At 67.2% G+C, this 19718-nt stretch carries 22 protein-coding genes and 3 pseudogenes; 11 read left to right on the top strand and 14 right to left on the bottom strand.

Annotated features, from left to right (window positions below):
• Window positions 1-839 precede the first annotated feature (839 nt).
• Complete coding sequence (locus ACFYP0_RS14975; protein ID WP_355493331.1) at window positions 840-1481, top strand: DUF402 domain-containing protein; 642 nt, start codon at window positions 840-842, stop codon at window positions 1479-1481.
• A 34-nt stretch (window positions 1482-1515) separates the two neighbouring features.
• Here the strand turns inward: ACFYP0_RS14975 and ACFYP0_RS14980 are convergent, their stop codons facing one another.
• Window positions 1516-1929: a tyrosine-type recombinase/integrase gene (locus ACFYP0_RS14980; RefSeq protein WP_386996315.1), complete on the bottom strand. Its 414-nt coding sequence runs from the start codon at window positions 1927-1929 to the stop codon at window positions 1516-1518.
• Here ACFYP0_RS14980 and ACFYP0_RS14985 point away from each other — a divergent pair.
• Window positions 1898-2092: pseudogene (locus ACFYP0_RS14985) on the top strand (hypothetical protein); the annotation flags it as partial. The gene ACFYP0_RS14980 and the pseudogene ACFYP0_RS14985 sit on opposite strands and share 32 nt — an antisense overlap.
• Window positions 2093-2228: 136 nt before the next feature.
• Here the strand turns inward: ACFYP0_RS14985 and ACFYP0_RS14990 are convergent.
• Window positions 2229-2936 carry an MBL fold metallo-hydrolase gene (locus ACFYP0_RS14990; protein ID WP_355493333.1) on the bottom strand — a complete coding sequence of 236 codons (708 nt, stop codon included), beginning with the start codon at window positions 2934-2936 and terminating at the stop codon, window positions 2229-2231.
• On the opposite strand from ACFYP0_RS14990, the gene ACFYP0_RS14995 reads away from it, so the two are divergent.
• Complete coding sequence (locus ACFYP0_RS14995) at window positions 2899-3156, top strand: TetR-like C-terminal domain-containing protein (RefSeq protein ID WP_355493334.1); 258 nt, start codon at window positions 2899-2901, stop codon at window positions 3154-3156. The genes ACFYP0_RS14990 and ACFYP0_RS14995 overlap by 38 nt on opposite strands.
• Before the next feature lie 239 nt (window positions 3157-3395).
• Here ACFYP0_RS14995 and ACFYP0_RS15000 read toward each other — a convergent pair whose 3' ends face one another.
• Together ACFYP0_RS15000 and ACFYP0_RS15005 are read right to left on the bottom strand one after the other, a co-directional pair.
• The gene (locus ACFYP0_RS15000; RefSeq protein ID WP_355493335.1) at window positions 3396-4010 is read right to left on the bottom strand and encodes an OmpA family protein; all 615 of its coding nucleotides are present in this window, start codon (window positions 4008-4010) and stop codon (window positions 3396-3398) included.
• The gene (locus ACFYP0_RS15005; protein ID WP_355493336.1) at window positions 3994-4587 is read right to left on the bottom strand and encodes a hypothetical protein; all 594 of its coding nucleotides are present in this window, start codon (window positions 4585-4587) and stop codon (window positions 3994-3996) included. The genes ACFYP0_RS15000 and ACFYP0_RS15005 overlap by 17 nt, the downstream gene beginning before the upstream one ends.
• A 504-nt stretch (window positions 4588-5091) precedes the next feature.
• On the opposite strand from ACFYP0_RS15005, the gene ACFYP0_RS15010 reads away from it, so the two are divergent.
• Together ACFYP0_RS15010 and ACFYP0_RS15015 are read left to right on the top strand one after the other, a co-directional pair.
• Window positions 5092-6066, top strand: a complete 975-nt coding sequence (locus tag ACFYP0_RS15010; protein ID WP_386996319.1) for an alpha/beta hydrolase — start codon at window positions 5092-5094, stop codon at window positions 6064-6066.
• A 270-nt stretch (window positions 6067-6336) separates the two neighbouring features.
• A complete protein-coding gene (locus ACFYP0_RS15015) occupies window positions 6337-6471 on the top strand; it encodes a hypothetical protein (protein WP_269215519.1) in 135 nt (44 codons plus the stop codon).
• Window positions 6472-6524: 53 nt separating this feature from the next.
• Here the strand turns inward: ACFYP0_RS15015 and ACFYP0_RS15020 are convergent, their stop codons facing one another.
• The gene (locus ACFYP0_RS15020) at window positions 6525-6929 is read right to left on the bottom strand and encodes a hypothetical protein (protein ID WP_386996322.1); all 405 of its coding nucleotides are present in this window, start codon (window positions 6927-6929) and stop codon (window positions 6525-6527) included.
• A 315-nt stretch (window positions 6930-7244) separates the two neighbouring features.
• Here ACFYP0_RS15020 and ACFYP0_RS15025 point away from each other — a divergent pair, with 315 nt between their 5' ends.
• Window positions 7245-8411, top strand: coding sequence for a PucR family transcriptional regulator (locus tag ACFYP0_RS15025; RefSeq protein WP_386996324.1), 1167 nt, complete (start codon window positions 7245-7247; stop codon window positions 8409-8411).
• 458 nt (window positions 8412-8869) lie between these two features.
• Here the strand turns inward: ACFYP0_RS15025 and ACFYP0_RS15030 are convergent.
• Both ACFYP0_RS15030 and ACFYP0_RS15035 read right to left on the bottom strand, forming a co-directional pair.
• Window positions 8870-9075, bottom strand: a pseudogene (locus ACFYP0_RS15030) (transposase); the annotation flags it as partial.
• Window positions 9076-9144: 69 nt separating this feature from the next.
• Window positions 9145-10809, bottom strand: coding sequence for a hypothetical protein (locus tag ACFYP0_RS15035; RefSeq protein ID WP_386996327.1), 1665 nt, complete (start codon window positions 10807-10809; stop codon window positions 9145-9147).
• A gap of 552 nt (window positions 10810-11361) precedes the next feature.
• On the opposite strand from ACFYP0_RS15035, the gene ACFYP0_RS15040 reads away from it, so the two are divergent.
• Window positions 11362-11880: a hypothetical protein gene (locus ACFYP0_RS15040; protein ID WP_386996329.1), complete on the top strand. Its 519-nt coding sequence runs from the start codon at window positions 11362-11364 to the stop codon at window positions 11878-11880.
• A 301-nt stretch (window positions 11881-12181) separates the two neighbouring features.
• Here ACFYP0_RS15040 and ACFYP0_RS15045 read toward each other — a convergent pair.
• The 5 genes and pseudogenes from ACFYP0_RS15045 to ACFYP0_RS15065 all read right to left on the bottom strand — a co-directional run.
• Window positions 12182-12560, bottom strand: a pseudogene (locus tag ACFYP0_RS15045) (site-specific integrase); the annotation flags it as partial.
• Between the two features lie 87 nt (window positions 12561-12647).
• Entirely contained in the window at window positions 12648-13556 is a 909-nt protein-coding gene (locus ACFYP0_RS15050; RefSeq protein WP_386996332.1) for an alpha/beta fold hydrolase, read from the bottom strand.
• A complete protein-coding gene (locus tag ACFYP0_RS15055) occupies window positions 13549-14016 on the bottom strand; it encodes a hypothetical protein (RefSeq protein ID WP_386996334.1) in 468 nt (155 codons plus the stop codon). Before ACFYP0_RS15055 ends, ACFYP0_RS15050 begins: the two co-directional genes overlap by 8 nt.
• Before the next feature lie 437 nt (window positions 14017-14453).
• A complete protein-coding gene (locus ACFYP0_RS15060; protein ID WP_386996337.1) occupies window positions 14454-14711 on the bottom strand; it encodes a transcriptional regulator in 258 nt (85 codons plus the stop codon).
• Window positions 14712-14754: 43 nt separating this feature from the next.
• Window positions 14755-15165 carry a hypothetical protein gene (locus ACFYP0_RS15065; protein WP_386996339.1) on the bottom strand — a complete coding sequence of 137 codons (411 nt, stop codon included), beginning with the start codon at window positions 15163-15165 and terminating at the stop codon, window positions 14755-14757.
• Between the two features lie 155 nt (window positions 15166-15320).
• Between ACFYP0_RS15065 and ACFYP0_RS15070 the strand changes: the two genes are divergently transcribed.
• The 3 genes from ACFYP0_RS15070 (at window position 15321) to ACFYP0_RS15080 (ending at window position 16795) form a co-directional block, all read left to right on the top strand.
• Complete coding sequence (locus tag ACFYP0_RS15070; RefSeq protein ID WP_386996341.1) at window positions 15321-15740, top strand: hypothetical protein; 420 nt, start codon at window positions 15321-15323, stop codon at window positions 15738-15740.
• 2 nt (window positions 15741-15742) lie between these two features.
• Entirely contained in the window at window positions 15743-15967 is a 225-nt protein-coding gene (locus tag ACFYP0_RS15075) for a helix-turn-helix transcriptional regulator (protein WP_386996344.1), read from the top strand.
• Window positions 15968-16114: 147 nt separating this feature from the next.
• Window positions 16115-16795: a DUF4386 domain-containing protein gene (locus ACFYP0_RS15080; RefSeq protein ID WP_386996346.1), complete on the top strand. Its 681-nt coding sequence runs from the start codon at window positions 16115-16117 to the stop codon at window positions 16793-16795.
• A gap of 383 nt (window positions 16796-17178) precedes the next feature.
• On the opposite strand, the gene ACFYP0_RS15085 is transcribed toward ACFYP0_RS15080, so the two are convergent.
• Together ACFYP0_RS15085 and ACFYP0_RS15090 are read right to left on the bottom strand one after the other, a co-directional pair.
• Window positions 17179-17643: a hypothetical protein gene (locus ACFYP0_RS15085; protein ID WP_386996348.1), complete on the bottom strand. Its 465-nt coding sequence runs from the start codon at window positions 17641-17643 to the stop codon at window positions 17179-17181.
• Window positions 17644-17787: 144 nt separating this feature from the next.
• On the bottom strand, window positions 17788-18777 hold the full coding sequence (locus tag ACFYP0_RS15090; RefSeq protein ID WP_386996350.1) for an AraC-like ligand-binding domain-containing protein: 990 nt from the start codon (window positions 18775-18777) through the stop codon (window positions 17788-17790).
• Between the two features lie 328 nt (window positions 18778-19105).
• Here ACFYP0_RS15090 and ACFYP0_RS15095 point away from each other — a divergent pair, with 328 nt between their 5' ends.
• Entirely contained in the window at window positions 19106-19612 is a 507-nt protein-coding gene (locus ACFYP0_RS15095) for a GNAT family N-acetyltransferase (protein WP_386996353.1), read from the top strand.
• Window positions 19613-19718: the final 106 nt, after the last annotated feature.

Below are 19718 nucleotides of genomic sequence, written 5' to 3' on the forward strand. Positions count from 1 at the left end.
ACGGCGAACTGGAACTCTCCCGCAAGTCGGCCTCCCCTATATGGACACCAAATTAGACTGCGGCAAAAGCCCCTCGTCAAGGGGTCAACATCGGCCCGCCGGGAACAGTTAAGCGACGATCTATATCGGTATGAATAACTGCCCTGCATCGGGTCACGGGCTGACTCCGTGGAGGTGGTGTGCGACTTGCCCGTGATGGGCTAATTGCGCAGATGGGAGGCAGTCGCCGCGCGATCCTTCGAGACGGCGAAGTCGAGCGGAGGAGTGTGCTGCGCGGCGGCTGAGTCCGCCGAGGCCGAAGCCGAGCCGGTCTGCGGCCGTGGGTTACGGGCAGCGCGGCTACGAGTGGGTCCGGTGTGGACGGCGAAGCCACGAGTCCTCGTCGTTGATCGCACGCCAAACACGTGACGCACCATGGGACGCAGCCCACTTTGGTGAACCTGCTCTGGTGTACCCCCGTTGAGACGGGACCACCACGGTAAGGAGCAGCGGATGCCCAAACACGATCTCTTCTCCATCTGCTGGGCTGGGGACGCGCCGCCCGGGTGGGCAAGGAGGGCTACAAGAACCTGCAGAAGAACTTCGGCAGCCACTACGATCTGCACTTCATGTATGAGCGGCTCTTGCCCAGTGTTCGGATCCTCTGCAGTCGTCGTACGAGTGCCCTGTGCACCGGTCGTTGCGGGACAGCATCGAGAGCGCGTTGTCGCGTGAGGTTCCGGTGACGGTCGCGCTGACCGCGGAAGGGCTGCCACAGATTCGGCAACTACGCGTGCTGTGAGGCTTGCACGGCCCCCTGCGTCCCACCAGACGGTTGACATGATCGATAGCGTCAGCTCGTGATTGATCAGGTCCTCTACCGGGACTTCCGTGGCGACGGATCACTTGTGATGGTGGTCCCGCAACGGCTGGTGTCCCATGACAAGCGAGGGATCCTCGCCTGGCGGCCGGTCGGCACGCCGTACCTCTTTCGCCGAACCCTTGACGGCCGCGACCGCCGTGAGATCCCGTTCCGAGAGCGCCACACGGCCCAGTGGCAGCTTGCGCCGATGACCTGGACCGGACTGCACGTCCTGCACCTGTTCCGGCCCGACCATGCCCACTCCGTGTGGTGGATGTTCAACCCCGACTTCAGCCTGAACCGGTGGTACGTCAACCTCGAAGCGCCCCCGGCTCCATGGCGTGACGGCGACCTCGCCGGCATCGACACCTTCGACCATGCGCTGGACATTGTCGTGCCGCCCGATCGCACCTGGCGCTGGAAGGATGAGGATGAGTACCAGGAGCGGATCGGCCATCCCGCGTACTGGAGCGAGGACGGCGCGAAGGAGATTCGAGCCGAAGGCGAGCGGGTCGTGGCAGACATCGAGGCAGGCCGCTTTCCGTTCGACGGCATGTGGACGGACTTCCGGCCCGATCCGGCCTGGCCCCTTCCCGAACTCCCCGCTTCGGGCTGGGACCGGCCGCGGAGCCGCCTCTAGGCCAATCCGTCAAGCATCTGCTGGGACGGATTCGTCAAGCATCAGGTGGGACTAGACACAGGTCTAGCGACATGTCGTACTCCGGTTGATGCGTGACGCGGTCCCCTATCCGCTGGCTAACGATTGTGAACCTCCGGCCGAAGATGCGGATGTGGCAACCGATGTAGTACGTGGCGGTGACTTCCTCGCTGGAGTGTCCGAGCTGCGCTGCGGCGCTTTTCGTGTCTGTCTCTTCCTTGATGAGGGTGGCCACTGTTTTGCGGAAGGTGTGGGGGGTGACCCAAGCGAGGTCGGTGTCGGCGCCGGCCTCACGCCACTGACGGCGGACGTTGTTGGGCGAGAGCCAGGTGCCGCATCGGGAGGCGAAGATCGCGTCGTGGGGGTTGTCGGCGGCGACGAGCTTGCGGGCCATGATCATGCCGACGGCGAACCGGGGGAGGGCGATCATGCCGATCTGGAGCTGCGGTGGCTGCGACCTGCCCTGGCCCTGCCCCACCCGGCGGCGGGAGCTCCGCGCGGAGTATGCCGACGCTCCGGTGTCGCTGGCCCTCTACCTCGGTTCCTATCTCGTCCAGGCCGCCGAGGACATGGCCTGGGCGCCGGCCGGCTTGCCGAAAGCTCACGCCGAGGAGGTCACCGCCACCCACCTGCGACGGCTGCGGTGCGCGCCACACTCACCCTCGGCGTCGCCCGCGTCGGTAGCCGCGAATGTCCTGCACGCCCAACCGAGCCCGCTCAGCCGGTGGATCAACTCGATGCCGCGCCCGCCCCGCTCGCCTGGTGCCCGAGGCGGTAGGCGTCACTCTCAGACAGCACGTGTCCGCCGGTCGGAGCAGGGAAGTGGCTGCCCAGCAGGAGGGTGCCGGTGCCGGCGAGCGAGGCGAGCAGTCGTCGGCGGGTGGTCTCGGCCTGGGTGGCGTCGATGTCGACGCAGGAGTTCAGCGAGGGATGGGCCAGTTGGACAGGGTGGTGGACGGCGTCGCCCGAGATCAGTGCCGTCTGGCCCGCACTGCTGAGGTGGATGGAGATGTGGCCGGGGGTGTGGCCGGGGGTGGGCAGCAGCCGCATCCCCGGGGCGATCTCGATGCCGTCGCCGGGGACCTCGACGGGATCGAGCAGACCGGCCTGTTCCACCGGGATCACTGAGTCCTCGAACATCTGCCGGCGCGGCGCGTCCATCGCGTACCCGGCCCAGAAGTCCCGCTCCACCCGGGAGGTGATGTGGCGGGCGTTGCGGAAGGTGGGAACCCAACTTCCGTTGACCTCGTGGGTGTTCCAACCGACATGGTCGGTGTGCAGGTGGGTCAGCACGACCAGGTCGACGGAGTCCGGAGTGAGCCCGAGGGTACGCAGGTTGTCCAGGTAGGTGGTGTCGAGGTTGTGCCAGGCTGGGTTGGCGCGGCTCTTGCCGTTGCCGATGCCGGTGTACGCACTGCTCGGCGATCCCGACGGCACCAACGCCGGGCAGTGCTCCGCCTACGCCGCCGAGCAGATCAACATCATCCTCGCCCGCGCCACCGAACGGCAGGAATCAACACCTCCCCTGGAAGCGGTGATGGACCAACTGGTCGCGCCGATCATGTACCGCATCCTGTTCCGCCCCGACGGCCTCGGCGAAGCGCACCTGCGCACCCTGATCGACCGGGCGGCCACCGCCGGCGGTCAAGAGGGGTGAAGTGAGGTTGGAGTTCGGAAACGGCTCAGGTAGTCGCGAGCACGGGGGATCGGGTCCGGCCAGTACTGGTGTGGCAGACGGGAGTAGTGCCTCGCGCAGAAGTCGGCGACACTCTCTACGATCTTGACGCTCTCCAGCGGGCGGCCCTGGAAGGCAGTGTTGACCGCGAGCAACTCCTGCTCGGGGTTCCAGCCGGAATGGTCGAACGCCCGGTCCCGCCGGTAGGAGAGGCTGTCAGCTCACCTGTCGAACCGGATCTCGACGCGCCGGTTGCTGGCCCTGCCCTTGGGGTTGTCCTTGCCGTCGAGGGTGTTCGGCGCGACGGGCCGGGTCTCTCCGAAGCCCTTGATCTCATAGGTGACCTGGCCGCCGCCTTCCGCGGCCAGCACGGCTCGGACCGCCTCGGCCCGCCGGAGGGACAACGCCAGGTTCTGCGCGTCGTCGCCCACCGCGTCGGTGTGCCCGAAGATCTGTACCGTGCCAGTGGCCTCGGCGCGTAGTCGTCGCGCGATCTCGGCCAGCCGGGCGCGGGCAGCCGGCGAGAGGTCGGCCTTGCCGAATGCGAAGAGCACGTCCGCTGCCAGGATCAGCTCGGTGCGTCCGCCGGACTCGGCTTCCAGGCTGTTGCCGTCGAGATCCTGGATACGCAGGTAGATGTCCTCTACCGGCGCCTGGATGTCGATGATCGGGGCGTCCACCCGCTCGCCGGCCGCCAGCGTGGGTCCGGGTACGACTGTGGTCCCGGAGGTGGGTGTCGGCGTCGGCGCCGCCCAGGCCGCGACCGGCTCGCTGACCAGCAGGAGGGTCAGCGCGGTCGCGGCCAGCGCCGTACGCCCGCTAACCGAGCGGGACATTCTCGAACACCGGCACACGAGGGATGACGACATCCACGGCGGTGACGTCGTCCGGCGGCGCGCCGAACGTGGCGTACAGGTCCACGGACTGACCGGGAGCGACGAAGATCGAGGCGAGGCCCGACGACGCAAGGTACGTCACCTGGCCGGGTTTCGCGTCCGGGTCGCCGGCCCGGGCCACCAGGTGCCGCTTGCGGTTCTTCCGGTCGACCAAGGTCACACCGGAGAAGGCCAACGAGACGGTCTCACCCTGAAAGGCGCTGCCGATCTGCCAGCGTCCCGGGCTGCCGGCGGGATCCGTACGGGTCATCCGGACGTTGAGGTTGACGAACCCCTTGTCCCGTCGCAGCTGGTACAGCTCCACCTTCACCTGGTACTGGCTGCCGCTCTCGCTGATCTGGATGTCCCGGCTCGCGATCACCGTGCCCATCTCCTCGGGCTGACCGGGCGCGAAACCGGTGGTCCCCTTCGGGGTGCCGTCGGAGTCGTCGGTGCCCCTGAGACTGTCGCAGCCGGAGACAGCCAGAGCCATCACCAGCGCGAGCGAACCAGCTGTGACTGTGGTACGCAAACGCACGAATTCTCCCTAGTGGGCTGGACGGACCGGGTGCGACCGACTCAAGGCACGTTAGTGGACGGCATCCAACGGCGCGCGGAGGCGTGTCGGACGCGGGTTCGTCGGCGGGCGAGACGGTGTCCAGCCGGAAGCCCAGCTCCGTCGGAATCACAGCACAGATCTGCCGCTTACAAGCGCGGCGTTCGTGACCGTGCTCCCTGATCGACCTCTTCGGCGAGCCCGAAGCTGTCAGCACTGGCGGTTCCGGTAGTCACTTGGGTGACGTCCAAGCATGCCAAGATTAGTGCCCGCGGCCGCGCCGGTGGGCGCGGATGGTCGTCGAAGAGATCGAGTGCATCGAACGAGCTAAATCGGGCCACCTTCCCGACGATGCCGTGCCGTCGGTAATGCCACGGATACCCGGCGAGTAGGTGGACGGAAGCTCCAATCCGCAACTGCCGTCCTGGGCCGCTACTGACAGTCCTCGGGCGCACGCCGCCGGTGGCACCGTGCTTGACTGCCGGGATGGAGCTCGGTATCGAGGTTGAAGGCACGCGGCTGGCTGCGACGCTCGACCTGCCGGCCGGGCAGGTCCGCGGCGCCGTGGTCATCCTCCACGGGGCGCAGGCGGGACACCGCTCGTACTTCTGCTACACCCACCTCGCGCAGATCCTGCCCGACGCGGGGATCGCAGTCCTGCGGTACGAGCGTCGACCCCGGATCGGCGGTCACGACGTGCCCTTGGCCGGCCAGGCCGACGACGCGGCTGCGGCCATCGCCGTGCTTCGTCGATACGTTGGTGCGGTGCCGATTGGGTTGTGGGGCTGGAGCCAGGGCGCCTGGGTCGCGCCGCTGACCGCAGTGCGCAACCCTGGCTTGGTTGCCTTCCTCATCCTCGTGTCCTGCAGCGGAGTCAGCCCCGCCGCACAGATGCGCTACGGCACCGCGGAACAGTTGCGCCAGCACGGATTTACCGATGCGGACCTTGTGGACTTGGACCATCTGCGCGGCACGGTCGAGGAGTACCTGCGTGGGCACACCGGCCGGGCATCGGCGCAGCAGGCCGTAGACCGTGCCGCAGCGCGCCCATGGTTTCGGCTGGCGTGGCTGCCCCGCGAGCTCCCCACCGAGATTGGCACCTGGACCGACATGGACTTCGTTCCGGAGCCGGTGTTCGCGCGGGCGAACTGTCCAGTGCTGTTGTTCTACGGAGCGACCGATGCCTGGGTGCCGGTCGATGCGAGCATCGCCGCCTGGCGGCGTGCCGCCATCACCGGAGCGCTGGACCTGACGATCTGCCGGCTCGATGGATGCGACCACCTGCCGAGCTTCGACGAGCGCGAAGATATCGCGAACATCAGCAGTCAGTACAGCACGACGCTGGTCACCTGGCTCGAAAGCCAGCTGAGCACCGGCGCGGCTGACAGGCGGGGGCCGGAGAAAACTCCACGACAAGTTGAGCGTCAAGGAAGTCGGTCTATCCGACGCCTATCTTCCTGACCAAGGTGACGACGTCTACGACAGGCCGCGTACACCGCGATATGGGCGACTCCTTGCTCCGGGTCCGCGCCGAGGGACCCCCAGCTCGCCGACCAGCTGGGCTGGCAGTTGCAGGCGGTGCCACCCGCTTGGTGCTCGGTCGTGCTGCCGGCACGTACCCCGCAGGAATTGGCCGCACACGTTGCGGAAGCCAACGCGAGGGGGCAGGAACTCGCCCGCAGGCTGGGTGTGAAATGAGAGCCGCCGGTCGACCGGCGGAAACAGCGGTTGTTGACCTTCACACGTGACGAGGTCGGCCGCCGCGTCTGCCCGCGCGGCGCGATGACCTGGTCGGTCAACTGGGACGTGACGAACGGCAACCGCTTCGCCAACACGGTCGGCCCGCACCTGGACGCGCTGCCCTGAGACCGGCACCGCCGGCACGGATCCCGCAACGGGATCCGTACCGGGCGGGCCGATCAGAGGAACGCGAGCGAGCTGAAGAACGCCGGGTAGCAGTCGACATAGATGTCGTAGACGCCGGGCGGCACGTGCACGGGGCCCAGGGTGGCCCCGTTGGAGCACCGGGCGCTGACCGCGGTCGTCGGCTGGCCGGTGAGGGTGCAGCCCTGGAACACGATCAGCCACGGGTCGATGTACTGCCCGGCGTACGGGCAGGAGCCCGACATCACCGAGAAACCGCCGCCCTTCGCCGGTGAGGCGGCGGCCGCCGTCGACGTCGTGACGCTCAACGTGCCGGCGGAGCTCGCCGATGCCCGCTCGGCTCCGATGGCGGCGACAGCCGCGTCGCCGCTCGGCGCGGGTGCCGCGACCGCCGCGGACGGTGCGGCCATGAACGCGGCGAGCATCGCCGTCGCGGCCAACAGCAGACTGGATGCGCGGAGACTGCCGGATCGTGCTCCGGCGGAGGGTCGACTACGCCATGTCATAACCAGAACCACCTCTCGAGTGCTGTGCGATCTGCGGATGCCGGGGCGCGTACCTGGTCGCGCCCGACCCGGCCGGGCCGTCGTCCGACGTCCATGGCGAAGCGTTCCAGGGTGCCGGTGGCCGGGTCTTCGTGACAGGGCGAGAACCGGGGTGCCGGCGTACCCCGGTTCTTGTGAATGTCCGCAAGGCTGTCCGGTCCGCGTCAACCGGGCGGCGTGGCCGGAACGCATCGATTACCGTTGACCGGCATGGGCGGTCTGTTCAGCCTCTGGCGGCAGCGAGTGGCCGACAACGCCCGCCGGGCGGTGGACGCCTACCAGGAGGAGCTGCTGGAATACCGCAACCTCGCGGCCATGCCGCGGGTGCGGTCGGAGATGCTCGATTTCGCGGTCTTCCTCCGTCAGCGCACGGTCGACCTCGCGGCGGACAGCGCGCCGTTCCGGTTGCAGGATCTGGACCTGATGGCCGCGATGGGCCGCCAGCGCGGCGAGAAGGGACTCACCCTGACCGCGCAGCGGCAGGTGCTGCTCGTGCACACCCGGCTGACGCTGCGCGAGGTGTACGAGGCGGCCGGCCCGAACGACATCGCGGCGACGATGCACACGCTCGCCTGGCTGGCTCCCGCGGGACTGGCCGCCCAGGGCGCGTACACCCGGGGCTGGATCGAGGGGCAGCGGCGCACGCTGGCGACCGTCGCCCAGGTGCGGCTGCTGACGGTGATGCTGCTGGCCGGCGACGACAGCGCGACCGACCTGGCGCGCGGCCTGCACATGCCGGTCCCCGACCACGTCGTCGCGACGGTGGTCCGGGTGGCCGGCGGGTCGCCCGGGCCGGACCAGGCGGCGCGGGACGAGTTCGCCGGCGCGCTGCTGAAGACGTACTGGATGCCGCTGAGCTGGCCGGAGCCGCACGAGGTGGTCGCGCTGATCCCCAGCTCGCCGGGCGGCCGGCAGCCGGCGGTCGAGCGCGGGCTCGCGCTGGCCCGCGACGTGGCCTCGATGACCGGCCGGCCGTGCGCGGCCGGCACCGCGCCTGGGCGGGTGCGCGCGTTCGGCGACGCCGTGGCGCTGGCCCGGCAGGTCAGCGAGGTCGCACCGGTGCGGGCCGTGCCTCGCCACGCGTACACGGTCACCGACGTCTTCGCCGAGCTGGGCGCCGCGCGGCTGGCGGAGGTCGGGCAGTGGCTCCAGGTGGTGGCGGCGCAACTCGACGCCGGCCCCGACCTGGTCGCCACGCTGGACGCCTACTACCAGCACGACATGAACCGGCTCGACACCGCGGCCGCGCTGTGCATCCACCCGCGCACGCTCGACTACCGGCTGACCCGGGTGCGCGACCTGACCGGGCTGGAGCCGGGCTCGACCCGCGGCGTACGCGTGCTGAGCACCGCCGTCGCCCGGATCCTCGCCGGCTAGATCAGCAGCCGGGTGAGCTCCATGTTCTTCATACTGATGTAGCTCAGCTTGTTACCGAAACGCATCGAAACCTGTAGTGAGCTGATCATGCCGGACGGGCCTGTGGGGCTCGAGAATTGGGTTACGTCGGCTGAGCTGCAGTTCGCTCGACATCGACCTGGCCGACACGATGAAGGCCATGAGCACATCGCTGATGTACCTGCTGCTTCGCCAGGTTCTACAGATGTTGTCCCAGCTCGCCGTCGGCGTTCTTCGTCACCCCAGCGACACGGCTTCGGTGGCATCGGGAGCTGGTCGCCCGACGATGGACCTACCCGCATGCCCGGCCGGGCCGGCCGCCGGTCGACAACCGGGTCCGTGGGCTGGTGCTGCGCCTGGCGGCGGAGAACCCGACCTGGGGGCACCGGCGCATCCAAGGTGAGCTGGTCGGCCTGGGCTACCAGGTGGCGGCCAGCACCGCGCAACCTGCGCCAGCAGGTCATTCCAGAGCCGAACCCCAATTCCTGGGGCAGGTCCTCCCACGGGAACGCGGTGTGAAGCACGAACAGGATCCCGCACAACACTCTGCGGTCGCCGAAGGGGCTTGCGGCCGGGGAACCGGCCGGCGTGGTGGCCGGGATGGCAGCAGCGGTTCGACCTCGGCCCAGAGTTCGTCCGAGACGATCCACGGCGGCTGCTCACCCTCCTCACGTTCAGACAGAGCGCTCCTCGTATCCCGAGGACACGCCCAACATCACTTCGTGTTGGTGTCGATGGTGTAAACCACGTCTGACCCGACGTCGTGGCGGGTGATTCCGGGTACGTCGGGGATGTTAAGCAGTGGTTCGTATGGGGTGCCTTGGACCCGATTGCGCAGCAGGACGACGCTGCGGATGCCGAGCTGGTGCAACCGATCCAAGGCCGGCTCGCTGGGGAAGGTCGTCATAACGTCGCGGATCGACTGACGGTTGGGTGTGGTGTAGCTGGCCGCACCGTTGACAATGGCGGGAAAACCGTCGGTCGACCAAAGTAGGACGTGGAGGTCGATGCCATCGTCGGACGGCAATACCATGATCGGAGCGTGCGCGGATGCTAGCGCCATCGCGGCCGGTTTGGCTGGGGTTTGGGGGTGGTGCAGGTCAGGCAGGCCCTCAGCTAGCACGAGGACCAGCAACGGAACGGTCAGTAGCCGTGCCTCTCCCACCGACCATTTCGGCTTGGCGCCCCTGCGAGCCACCTCGGCTAGTTGGGTAACCAGGCCGGCCGCGAGGATGGCCAGGCAGAGAGTGGGCCACAAGATCAACCGGCCTGGTGTACGGGATCCATCGAACCCAGGCACGTAAAGATAGAGCAGACGGTAGATCGGCCCGTTCGTGCCTAGCGCGAACGACACTCCGACGACCACCCCGAACAGCAGCAGAAGCCGTTGCACCGGTGACCAGCGGGATAGGAACAGGCCGGCGAAGGCCAGTAGATACAGTGCATACCCGCATAGCAGCACTTTCTCAGTCGGTGCGCCACCAAGAGCGGTGCGGGCGTCGTTGTGTAGGGTGCCCCAGGGCAGCGAGGACTGCGGAGCCACGAGAAGTCCGCGCAGTGTCGGGGAGAAAAACGCGACGTAGTCCCAGTCCCGGGTGACATGTGGGTTGAGCTCGCGCACGTGTTGGTACGCGTACGCGAAGTATCCGGTCACCGCGGTGAAGACCAACCCGCCGATCAGATCACCGACAATCAGCCGGATGCTAAGGCGTGGGCGGTGGATCAGCCAGGCGATCAGTGTGATCAGGCAGAGGGCGGCGAGGACGTATACGAATCCCAGCCCCACGCCGAAGCCAAGGCTGACCTGCCAGGCCGCGACCAGCCAGCCAGCGAACGCCCAGCCCGGCCGGACTCGTTCGGCAAGGTAGCCGCGGGTGAACGAGAGTCCGTGGCCGCGTGCCAGCATCGCCAGGGCCAGAGTGATACCACCGGTGGAGAGAATATTCAAATGGCCGTCGTGGCCGTAGCGCCAGGGCGCGTAGGCGAGGGCGGCCCCGGCTACCGCGGCGGCGACCTTATTCGCGCCAAGCTGGCGCAGGAGCGCGTAGCCGCCGAGGAAGGCGAGCGCGAAAGCCAGTACGAACAGGATGTTGTAGCGCAGCACGGCGCCGACTACACCGCTGCCTATCAGCCCTGCCGGGGCATAGCCGAGCAGGCTGTCGTTCAGGGCTAGGCCGTACTTGTCGGGATAAAAGGCGTTGGTATCCCACAGGTCACGCAGACCGTGGGTGAGAGCGTGGCCACCCCATCCCACCAGCCATGCTTGGGCCGTCGGGTCACCCACGTCACCGACGATGGTGTGGGCCGGGTCGGCGATCGGCACAGTCTTGGCGCCGGCAGTCACCACGCGAACCGCGTACGGCGGGATCAGCCAGATCATCGCGACAGCGAGGAGCACCGAACCGAGGCCCGCGATGCTCAGTTCCCGCCGATGGGCCCCACGTGTCAGCCAATCCCTCGTGCCTGAACTGGCACGCGCGAGCCGGCCATTTTGTCCAAGCTCGCTGACAGTGACGGCTGATGTGGGGTCTCCTACTGGTGGCTCTACCTGCGTCATCACATTGACCCTCACTGTTGAACCGCCGCAGTAAATCATGAGCAGGGCGGCGCATAGAGTCAAGACCTCGATCAATGCCTTACAGGTAGCCGGTCCTTAGGCTGTCTAATAAGGGCGTCTTGTCGCGCAGGAGTCGCGAGCGGTGCAGCAGCGCATCTTGCCGCTGTCGAAACAGGACACGCCAGGGATGCTGCAGGCCCTCGCCCGGGTTCCGGACCCACGGGACGCCGGCGGCCGGGATGCGGCGCCTGCTTACCACCGCCGGATACGCGCCGATCGCCGACACCGCCGACGGGCCGTGGGCAAGACCACCGGTCACAGCCCCGGCGCTCGACTGTTCGCGGTGGCAGCCTGCTGCCCTACCTTGACAGGGCAGTGCACGAGCTCCGTTCGGCGAACCCGGACGAGGCGCGGGAGAGGATCCAGGCAGTGCTGCGCGAGCGGCGGGCCATCACCGCCTACGCGACCGCCGCGCGCGCCGCCCGCCCTGCCTTTGCCGCTTTTTGGGCCAGCTACATGAGCGGCTTCCGCAAAATGCTGTGCGGCTACGGACCAGTCACCGCCTCTCTGAGCCTGCTGGACGGACTACGCATCGTCGACTTCCTCGTCGGCACCACCATCGTCGAATACAACACCGGCCACTTCGACGAAGTCCATCACCTTGATGCTTTCGTCGAGCAGGTGCTGGCCTATGCCCTTCTCGCACCAGGATTCGGCCACCCGGTTACCGCAGTCGTCCTGTATCTCGCCCGCTACCACGTGCCGACCCGCTACCCGCTCGATACGTTCCTTGCCCACCTCGCCGGGCAACCATCGATTCCGTCGAAGCTGACAGTCGATTCGCCACCCTTGTTCAAGCAGAACCAGACAGCACGTCGACCAACTGCGCGCTGAGACGAGAGCTACCACCGAGCTAAACAATCGAGCCACGGCTCGGTGGTCCAGTCGAGGAGACGGGGGTGGTCAGCGGGGTAGGTCGTCGAGCACCGGCAGGTCCAGCGCCCTGAGGAACCGTGCTGACGTGACCTCGACGAAGATCTCGGCATCATCCAAGTGCGTGGACGAGTTGCGAAGCGTCCGGGGGGTCAAGGGGCCTCGGTTCGAATCCGGCCGTCCCGACGCAGTTCAGCGGCGGTTCGGAATCTTCCGGATGGCCATTTCTGATCTTGTATAGCCGAAGTGCAGCAACGGCTCGTTGATCGAGGCTCTCGCCGAGCCTCCGCAGGGCTTCGCGGGTCGTCTTGGGCGAGGCCTGGCTGGAGATCTCCCTCGTGAGCGAGAAGTCCGCGTGCCACAGGATCGCCATCGCGACCCGTGGGTGCACGTCCAGGTCGACCAGCAGTGAACCCCAGGTGCGCCGGGCGTCGTGAACGTAATCTTCCGGATGCCGGCGCGAGCTATGCGGCTGTCCCAGGGGCGCTTGAAGTTGCGTGGTTCGACCTGCAGTGCGTAGCGGGTCGTGAGGATCAAGCCGATCTCGTGCCAGGCGTCACCGGCTTGCTCCCGTGCGGCCCGCTTTGTTGGTAGCGGTGCCGCAGCGCGGCGACGCGGATGGTTGGCAGCGGTAGGGGAGCCGTCGCGAACGATCCCGCGATGCAGGCGACGACCACCCGGCCCGGCAGGTCCGACCTGCGCCAGGAGGCGGGGTCACGGGGGCGCCCTCAGTTGTGAGGACTGAGGAAGTCGGTGATGAGGGTGGCGAGCTCCCGTGGGCGTTCGGCGATCATCGCGTGGCTGGCGCCAGCCAGGTGTCGCACCCGCAGAGACGGGTTGTCCACAGTGGCAAGCCGTTCGGCGGTGACCTTCCGATACGCCTCGTACAGGCTGTGGAACGGCTGTTGTTCGGGCAGGTCCTCGGTGGCGAGGACGAGCAGCAGCGGGCAGCGGGTGTCGCGGTAGGCGGGCATCAGGTCGAGGGAGTCCATGGCGTCCCGGAGCTGCCGGGTGAGATCCGGGGCGGGCCGCAGCAGGCTGTGGCCGTCGTCGCTGGGCACGAGGTTGCGTTCGAAGGCCGTCACCCAGTCGTCGGGTGCGGCGCCGTAGCGCTGGGCCATGGCCCGCTGCCCCGCAAGCATGGCGGCCAGCTGTTCGGCGGTTAGCGGTTCGGCCAGCATCGCGGCCATCCCGTCGAAGACGGCCCGCAGCTTGGCCAGCTCGGTCCCGGCCTGCTCCGGATCAAGCCCGGCGAGCTGGTCCGGACGGTTTAGCGGCGGATTGCCGTCGAAGCTGACGGCGCCGGGGCACTCCGGGTGACGCTGCGCCCAGAGGGTGGCGAGCATGCCGCCGAGGGAGACGCCGACCACCGCTGGGGAAGTGAGGTCGAGGTGCTCGGTGACGGCGGCCAGGTCGGCCAGTACGTCGTCCCAGTGCCACGGGCCGTCTCCGGACCGGCCGTGACCACGCAGATCGACGGCGACCACCCGGTGGGTCGGGCGCAGGTGCTCGGCGAGGGTGGTCATCTGGGCGAGGTTGCCGCCGGCGCCGTGGAGGAGCAGCAGCGGTTGTCCGGGTCCGCCGAAGTCGCGGATCGCGATGGGCACGGTATCGGAGTCGATGATGCTCTCAGGCACGTCGGGTTCCTTCCTTGAGCAGTCGGTCGCGTACGGAGGCGGAGCGCACGCCGCCTTCGGGGTGGCGGGCGAGCTTGTCGCGGGAGACCAGGTCGTGGACGCCCTGGCGGGTGATGCCGAGCATGGCGCCGGCCACCGCATACGACACGGACTCGGCGGTCGGGTGGCCGACCCGGCGCGCGACGGCCTGGCCAAAAGGACTGCGCCACCAGTCGATGGGTGGGTCGAATGGTCCGTCCCCCGGGTAGAGGGTGGAAATCGCGCGCATGATCACGCCGACGGCGGCCCGGTCGTCGCCGCTGACGATCGTGGTCGCCCAGGTTCGGGCCCGCTCCCGGATGACGGCGCGCAGCGGGCCGACGGCGTCGTGGCCGCCGACCAGGATTTCGAGGGGGTCGAGCAGGCGGATGTCGATCAACCGGATGAGATGCTCGGTCAGTTCCTCGTGGGTTGGCGCCATGCCGCCTCCTCCGCTACTTGACGCCCATCGTCAAGTACTTGACGATGGGCGTCAAGCACAATGGTGTGGGTACGGTCGACCGGTGCCCGGCAACAACGGCACTACCGCTACGTGGGACCGCAGGAAATCGCGGCGCACCTCTGCGGAAGGCCACCACCGCCGTCGACGTGCTCCGCAACGCCGTCGCCTGGCTCACCGCACGTGGCGCCACCATCGAGCGAGGGGCTGTCGGGCAACGGCTCGGCCGACAAATCCTTCGCCTGCCACAAGCTGAACATCGCCATGAAGAAGACCCGCCCTTGCCGACCCCAAACCCAACGGCAAGGTCGAGCGGTTCCACCGAACCCGCCAGTAGTGCGATCAGCAGATCCACGGAACGCTACGGTCCGATGGGCGGTCACCTGCTCAGCCGCGTCAGGTCCAACAGGGAGCCATCGTCACCGTCTCCGCAGGAAGGCGTAGACGATCTTGTTGGAGGCGAATTCCGAGACGTTGACGAGGTCCCAGCCGAACTGGCCCAGGACCTCGGCGGCGGCAACCGCCTCGCTGACCTTGTCGCTACTGACACCGTGATGGGAGACCACGGCCAGCAGGCGATAGGGGTACGTCCGAAGGTCGGCTTGGCCCTGCAGGATCGCCCGGGCGGTGACCATGCGGGTCCGGGCGATGTGCTCCGGGGTCTCTGCGGCGGTCATAGCCGGCACCATAGTGGCTGGTCGCTCGGGCAGCCTGCCTGCTTCACAGGTCGCCAGCGGGGCCCAGGTCGTGTCGCCGGTGAACAATCATGTCCGAGATGATCTTGCGACTGAGTCCTGCACCGATCAGCCTCTTTGTTACCTGGCCGGCGCGCTCGTAGTCCTGGTCGAGTACCAAGCCGTTCAATGGCAGGCCGGTGAGGTGCCTGTTGAGTAGATCATCAACCCGCCCGACGGGCGTCCAGTCGACATCTCCACGCGGCCTCCGCTTCTGTCGAATTGAGGACGTTGTGACCGTGAGCGATCGGCGGGCGTGGTGGCTACGGCGGCGATTGGTCGGGGAGAAGCACTGGTCCTGTCTGGCCTGGTGGGCGGTGGCCAGGTCCCGCACCCGCATGGCGTGGTCGCCGCTGGGGTGGGCGGTGACCGGGTGGCCTTCGACGACGGCAGTCATCACCGTTTTCGCTGTTCGGGCATGGCGAATAGGCTGGCCGGCTGCCCTCGGTCGCCCGTGCACGAGCCAGCCCAGGTCGTGTTAAAGATTCTTGACACCATGTCGGAGCTGCTTTACCTTCGACATGTCAAGTTTTTCGTACATTGGAGCGGGACATGTCCTCCGAGGAGAAGCGCACCTGGATCTCCGCCCTGATCGGCGCCGTCGTCCCGATCGCCTACCTGGCGACCGTCCTGTCCAAGGTGCCGGGTACGGACGTGGCGAGGATCGCCTACCTGGGGCCGATGCTCACCTCGATCGGCGTCGGGATCGGCGCGGGCATCGTCCTGTCCATCGTGGCCGCCATGGCCTCGCCCAAGGATGCGGACAGGACCGACGAGCGCGATCGGGAGATCAACCGGCGGGGGGAGTACGTCGGGTTCTACGTCATGAGCATCGCCGCGATCGTGCCGCTGGCCCTGGCGATGGCGAAGGTCGAGCACTTCTGGATCGCTCATGCGCTCTACCTGGCGTTCGTCCTGGCCGCGCTCGCCTCGTCGGCGGTGAAGATCGTCGCGTACCGGCGGGGCTGGTAGCCATGGGCAAGCCGACCAGAGTCACCAACTCGATCCGGGCGCTGCGCTTCGCCCACGCGGAGATGACCCAGGCGGAGTTGGCCGACCGCATCGGCGTGACCCGCCAGACCATCATCGCGATCGAACAGGGCCGCTACTCGCCGTCATTGGAGGTGGCGTTCCAGATCGCGCGGGTATTCCGGGTGCCACTCGACGAGGTTTTCGGATACCCGGACACCGACCAGTAGACCCCACAACGTGACACGGCGCGCGAGGCAACCGCCTCGCGGCCCGGTTCCATGCACCCGAAATCAAGGGGAGATCATGCAAACCCCTCAACGCCTCGCCCGGATCGAGAAGGAGCCACGATGTACCCGCTGACACGTACCGCCCGCATGACCGGGCTGTTCTACCTCGGCAATGCCATCACCGGCGTACTCGGATTCCTTGTTGTCCGCCCGCAGATCTTCGCAGCCGACGACCCCGATGCGACGCTGGCCAACCTGGTTACGCACGAGTCGCTCGCCCGCGCTGGCGTTGCCTTGGAGCTGGGCATGGTCGTCACCCAGACCCTCGCCGCCGTCTGGTTCTATCGCCTGTTCCGCACCGTAGACTCCTCTGCCGCGAGCGGGATCGCCGCCTTCGGCCTGGTCAACACGATCGTGGGCCTCGTGAGCGCGGCACTGTTGGCCACGGCGGTTGAGGTATCGGTCGACCCGGTCGGCGACGCGGCGGCCAACGTCCAGGTTCTGCACCTGGTCAGCGACAACCTGTGGGGCGTCGGAGCACTGTTCTTCGGCCTGTGGCTTATCCCCATGGGCTGGTGCGTGCTGCGATCGGGCTGGATGCCCCGCGTCCTGGGCTGGATCCTCGTCGGTGGCGGTGTCGGGTACGTGCTCAGCGCGTTCATCAGATACCTCGCCCCTGACGCACAAGTCGTCGCCGAGGCACTCGCGTACCCCGCCTCCGTCGGCGAGTTCTGGATGGTCGGCTACCTGCTCATCCGCGGCGTGCGCCGGCAGGCACTGGACGAAGCGCCGCCAACCGTTCACCCGCCGACGCCGGTGGCGAGCTGAAGCGTTGCTCAATGCACGCCGGGAAGGACCTGGCAGTCTAACCAAGATCCAGAATCACTCAGATAGAAACGCACCCGCCGCGCGATGAGAACGACAAGGCCTCCTAAGAGGGCGGTACGTGCACCTGTCACTTCGTCGAGGAGTACGGGCCGCCCTCCGAACGCGACGGCTACTGACCGCCCCGCCACCCGACCGGGCCCCGAACCTCATGGTGCGGAGCCCGGCAGGTGGATGGTCGTGTCAAGCGACTGCCGCGGCGACTTTCACCGGCGGGATGCCGCAGCCTTCGGGAAGCTCGGCGAGGGGCGGCGGGGAAGGCCGGAGACGATCCACAGCCGCATGATGTCGTGGGTGACCAGCGGGCCGGCGCCCGTTCCGTCCTCTTAGAAGAGGGTTGCCTGGGTGCACGACGAGACCGCGCCAGCACCGTTGATCCTGCAGCTGTAAATCTTCACATCGCGAACGTCTTTGAAGGTCCAGCTGTGATCCACAGTGTCGTAGGCCCCGGTGGTCACCTTGATCGGGTTGGCAGTCGAGTAGACCCATGAGCTGCCATTCCACTTGTAATAGGTCAGGTGCAGCGCCGCACCGTAACCATCCGGGCAGAGATCACGCTCCCATGCGTCGAAGCCACCTGCGAATGCCTGGTAGCCACCTTTGACGCCGCCATTCGCGTAGTAGGTGTACGTGCCCCCCGCCTTGGTCGTCATATCACAGCCGCGGCCCGAGTCAGCTGGTCCGTTGGCATAGAAGTTCAGCGTGGTGGCGGCGCTGGCCGGCGCGGAGAATGCCATAACTGCCGTCGCCGTTGCGCAGGCCACCATGGCCGTCCTCTTGATGAATCTCATGAGTGCGTGAAACCTCCATGCTCTAGCGATCGTGGAGAGACAGGGTCAAGTCCCCGTATCGCGCTTACGTGGGTGCGCGAGTCGACCTGCCAGCCATTGTGGACGCCACGAGTCAGGATGGCGTTAGCGCAGAGCGCACGCCGCTTAGCTCTCGACGCCGACCAGGCTGTGCGGAACCATCTCCCGATACTCGCTCGGCGTCATGTCGTAGGAGAGCCGGAATGTCCGGGTGAAATCGGCCGGTCGCGGAAAGCCCCAGCGCAGCGCGATCGCGTGGATCGGACGGCCTCGCAGCCGGGGATCGGCGAGATCGCGGCGGCAACGGGCCAGTCGTTCACGACGGATCCAGGCTGAGACGGTCAAGTCCTGCTGCCGGAAGAGTTGGTGGAGGTGGCGGACCGAGATCTGGTGCGCGGCGGCGATGGTCACCGGGGACAGCTCCGGATCACCGAGGTGCTGTTGGATGAAGGCGTGAATGCGCAGCATAAGAGCGTTCTGAGGGCTCTCGGGCGGCAGTTCGCATCCAGCGCCGAGTTCGCGGGCGAGTGTGATGGACAGTAGATCGAGGAAGACCGTGGCCAGCCGAGGGCAGTCCGCGGGCTCGTAGTGGTCTGCGTCCCTGACCAGTCCGAACAGGAACTGTGCGACCAAACCTCCCGTTCCGACTCTCCCGGACATGCGTGCGCCGAGCAGTTGCTCGAAGTTGCGCGTGGGCAGCAGCGCTCTGGGAAACTGTGCCACCACCGTGCGAGCCACGACCGGAGTCGCGGCGGTCACGTGCGCCTCGTATGGGTGTGACGTGTCGTAGAGCACGAGGTCGTCCGGCCCCGCGATGCTTTCACGGCCGCCTTGGGCGATTCCTTGCTTGCCCTCCAGGATCATCCCCAAGCTGAGGTACTCGGGGTCGTTCTGCCGGATCAATCTCGGCGTGCGCCTACACCGCAACGAGGGATACGTCATCGCGACGATCTGGACCGCGCCCAGGTCGAGATGTTGCATCGTTGCCCGAAAGTCCTGGTGCGGGATTTCGGTGGCTATGTCCGAGGCCGCGAGCGATCGCATCGCCATTTCGTGCCAGCGGTCGAATCGCTCGTCGACCGGGAAGTCCGTGCTGTCGAACAACGTCTGGATCATCGTCATCATCCTTTCGACACAGGACAGACAGCAAGAAACCAGGGCGACTACATAGTCCCGCGTCTCTATGGGGATTAGAGCACACCGTGAGTACTGCACCGCGTGCGCTTGTGGGGTTGAGGAACATCGACGTCAAGACGTGCGGTCGACGATGATCTTCAGCGGCAGGCACCGGCCACAGGTTCGCCGGTCGCGCACCTCCGGCGGCGGTTCCCCCAGCGACGCGACCGCCATCGGTGTTCGTGGCACAGATGGTCGGCAACCGCCTGGGCCGTGTTTCAGAAGTGCTCGTGTTGGGCCTACTCGGCACGATGGGTAGCCTGCCGGGATGGCAAAGGTTGTCACCTACCTGGAGATGAATAACGCCAAGGACCTGCGACCTGGGAAGGTGGTGCCGGAACTTCTCCTACGGCGCGTTGACGGTGGCCTGCCGCTCGTGCGTGCCACCAATGCTCAGGTCGGAGCCCCCTACGGGTGGCGGAGTGCGTCTCGCACGAACGAAGATTGGCAGGAGCTGATGCGGTGTCGTCCGTGGCGCCAGTACTGGTTCATCACCCTGAAGGACGAGACCGTGGGGGTTGCAAATTTGGAACCCCAGCCTGAAGGTGATGTGGAGATCACCACCTTTGGGCTGTTACCCGAATATGTCGGGAGAGGTCTCGGTGGCCATGCGCTGACGCTGACCATCAGGCAAGCATGGGACAGTGAGGCCGTGGAGTCTCCGGCTGTACGCAGGGTTTGGCTGCACACATGCTCGTTGGACCATCCGAATGCACTACGCAACTATCAACGACGCGGCTTGACTGCCTATCGCACCGCGGTCGAAGCCGAGTAATGGCCAGCTCAGGCCGAATCATCGTGGAGCGCGCCGACCAGCTCGCCCGCCGGCCCGCCGAAACCGCGCCTTGCCGGATCGCCGCCCGGACTCCGCCTCGCCTCGA

The sequence above is a fragment of the Micromonospora arida genome (assembly GCF_042873195.1).
GTDB lineage: Bacteria > Actinomycetota > Actinomycetes > Mycobacteriales > Micromonosporaceae > Micromonospora > Micromonospora arida.

Coding starts and splice junctions, on each gene's coding strand:
- ACFYP0_RS15080 (WP_386996346.1), top strand. CDS start 16,115: ATGACCGGGCTGTTCTACCTCGGCAATGCCATCACCGGCGTACTCGGA.
- ACFYP0_RS15055 (WP_386996334.1), bottom strand. CDS start 14,016: ATGGCGCCAACCCACGAGGAACTGACCGAGCATCTCATCCGGTTGATC.
- ACFYP0_RS15035 (WP_386996327.1), bottom strand. CDS start 10,809: ATGATCTGGCTGATCCCGCCGTACGCGGTTCGCGTGGTGACTGCCGGC.
- ACFYP0_RS15000 (WP_355493335.1), bottom strand. CDS start 4,010: ATGTCCCGCTCGGTTAGCGGGCGTACGGCGCTGGCCGCGACCGCGCTG.
- ACFYP0_RS15060 (WP_386996337.1), bottom strand. CDS start 14,711: ATGACCGCCGCAGAGACCCCGGAGCACATCGCCCGGACCCGCATGGTC.
- ACFYP0_RS15095 (WP_386996353.1), top strand. CDS start 19,106: ATGGCAAAGGTTGTCACCTACCTGGAGATGAATAACGCCAAGGACCTG.
- ACFYP0_RS15025 (WP_386996324.1), top strand. CDS start 7,245: ATGGGCGGTCTGTTCAGCCTCTGGCGGCAGCGAGTGGCCGACAACGCC.
- ACFYP0_RS15085 (WP_386996348.1), bottom strand. CDS start 17,643: ATGAGATTCATCAAGAGGACGGCCATGGTGGCCTGCGCAACGGCGACG.
- ACFYP0_RS15075 (WP_386996344.1), top strand. CDS start 15,743: ATGGGCAAGCCGACCAGAGTCACCAACTCGATCCGGGCGCTGCGCTTC.
- ACFYP0_RS14995 (WP_355493334.1), top strand. CDS start 2,899: ATGCCGGTGTACGCACTGCTCGGCGATCCCGACGGCACCAACGCCGGG.
- ACFYP0_RS15070 (WP_386996341.1), top strand. CDS start 15,321: ATGTCCTCCGAGGAGAAGCGCACCTGGATCTCCGCCCTGATCGGCGCC.
- ACFYP0_RS15065 (WP_386996339.1), bottom strand. CDS start 15,165: ATGACTGCCGTCGTCGAAGGCCACCCGGTCACCGCCCACCCCAGCGGC.
- ACFYP0_RS15010 (WP_386996319.1), top strand. CDS start 5,092: ATGGAGCTCGGTATCGAGGTTGAAGGCACGCGGCTGGCTGCGACGCTC.
- ACFYP0_RS15090 (WP_386996350.1), bottom strand. CDS start 18,777: ATGATCCAGACGTTGTTCGACAGCACGGACTTCCCGGTCGACGAGCGA.
- ACFYP0_RS14980 (WP_386996315.1), bottom strand. CDS start 1,929: ATGATCGCCCTCCCCCGGTTCGCCGTCGGCATGATCATGGCCCGCAAG.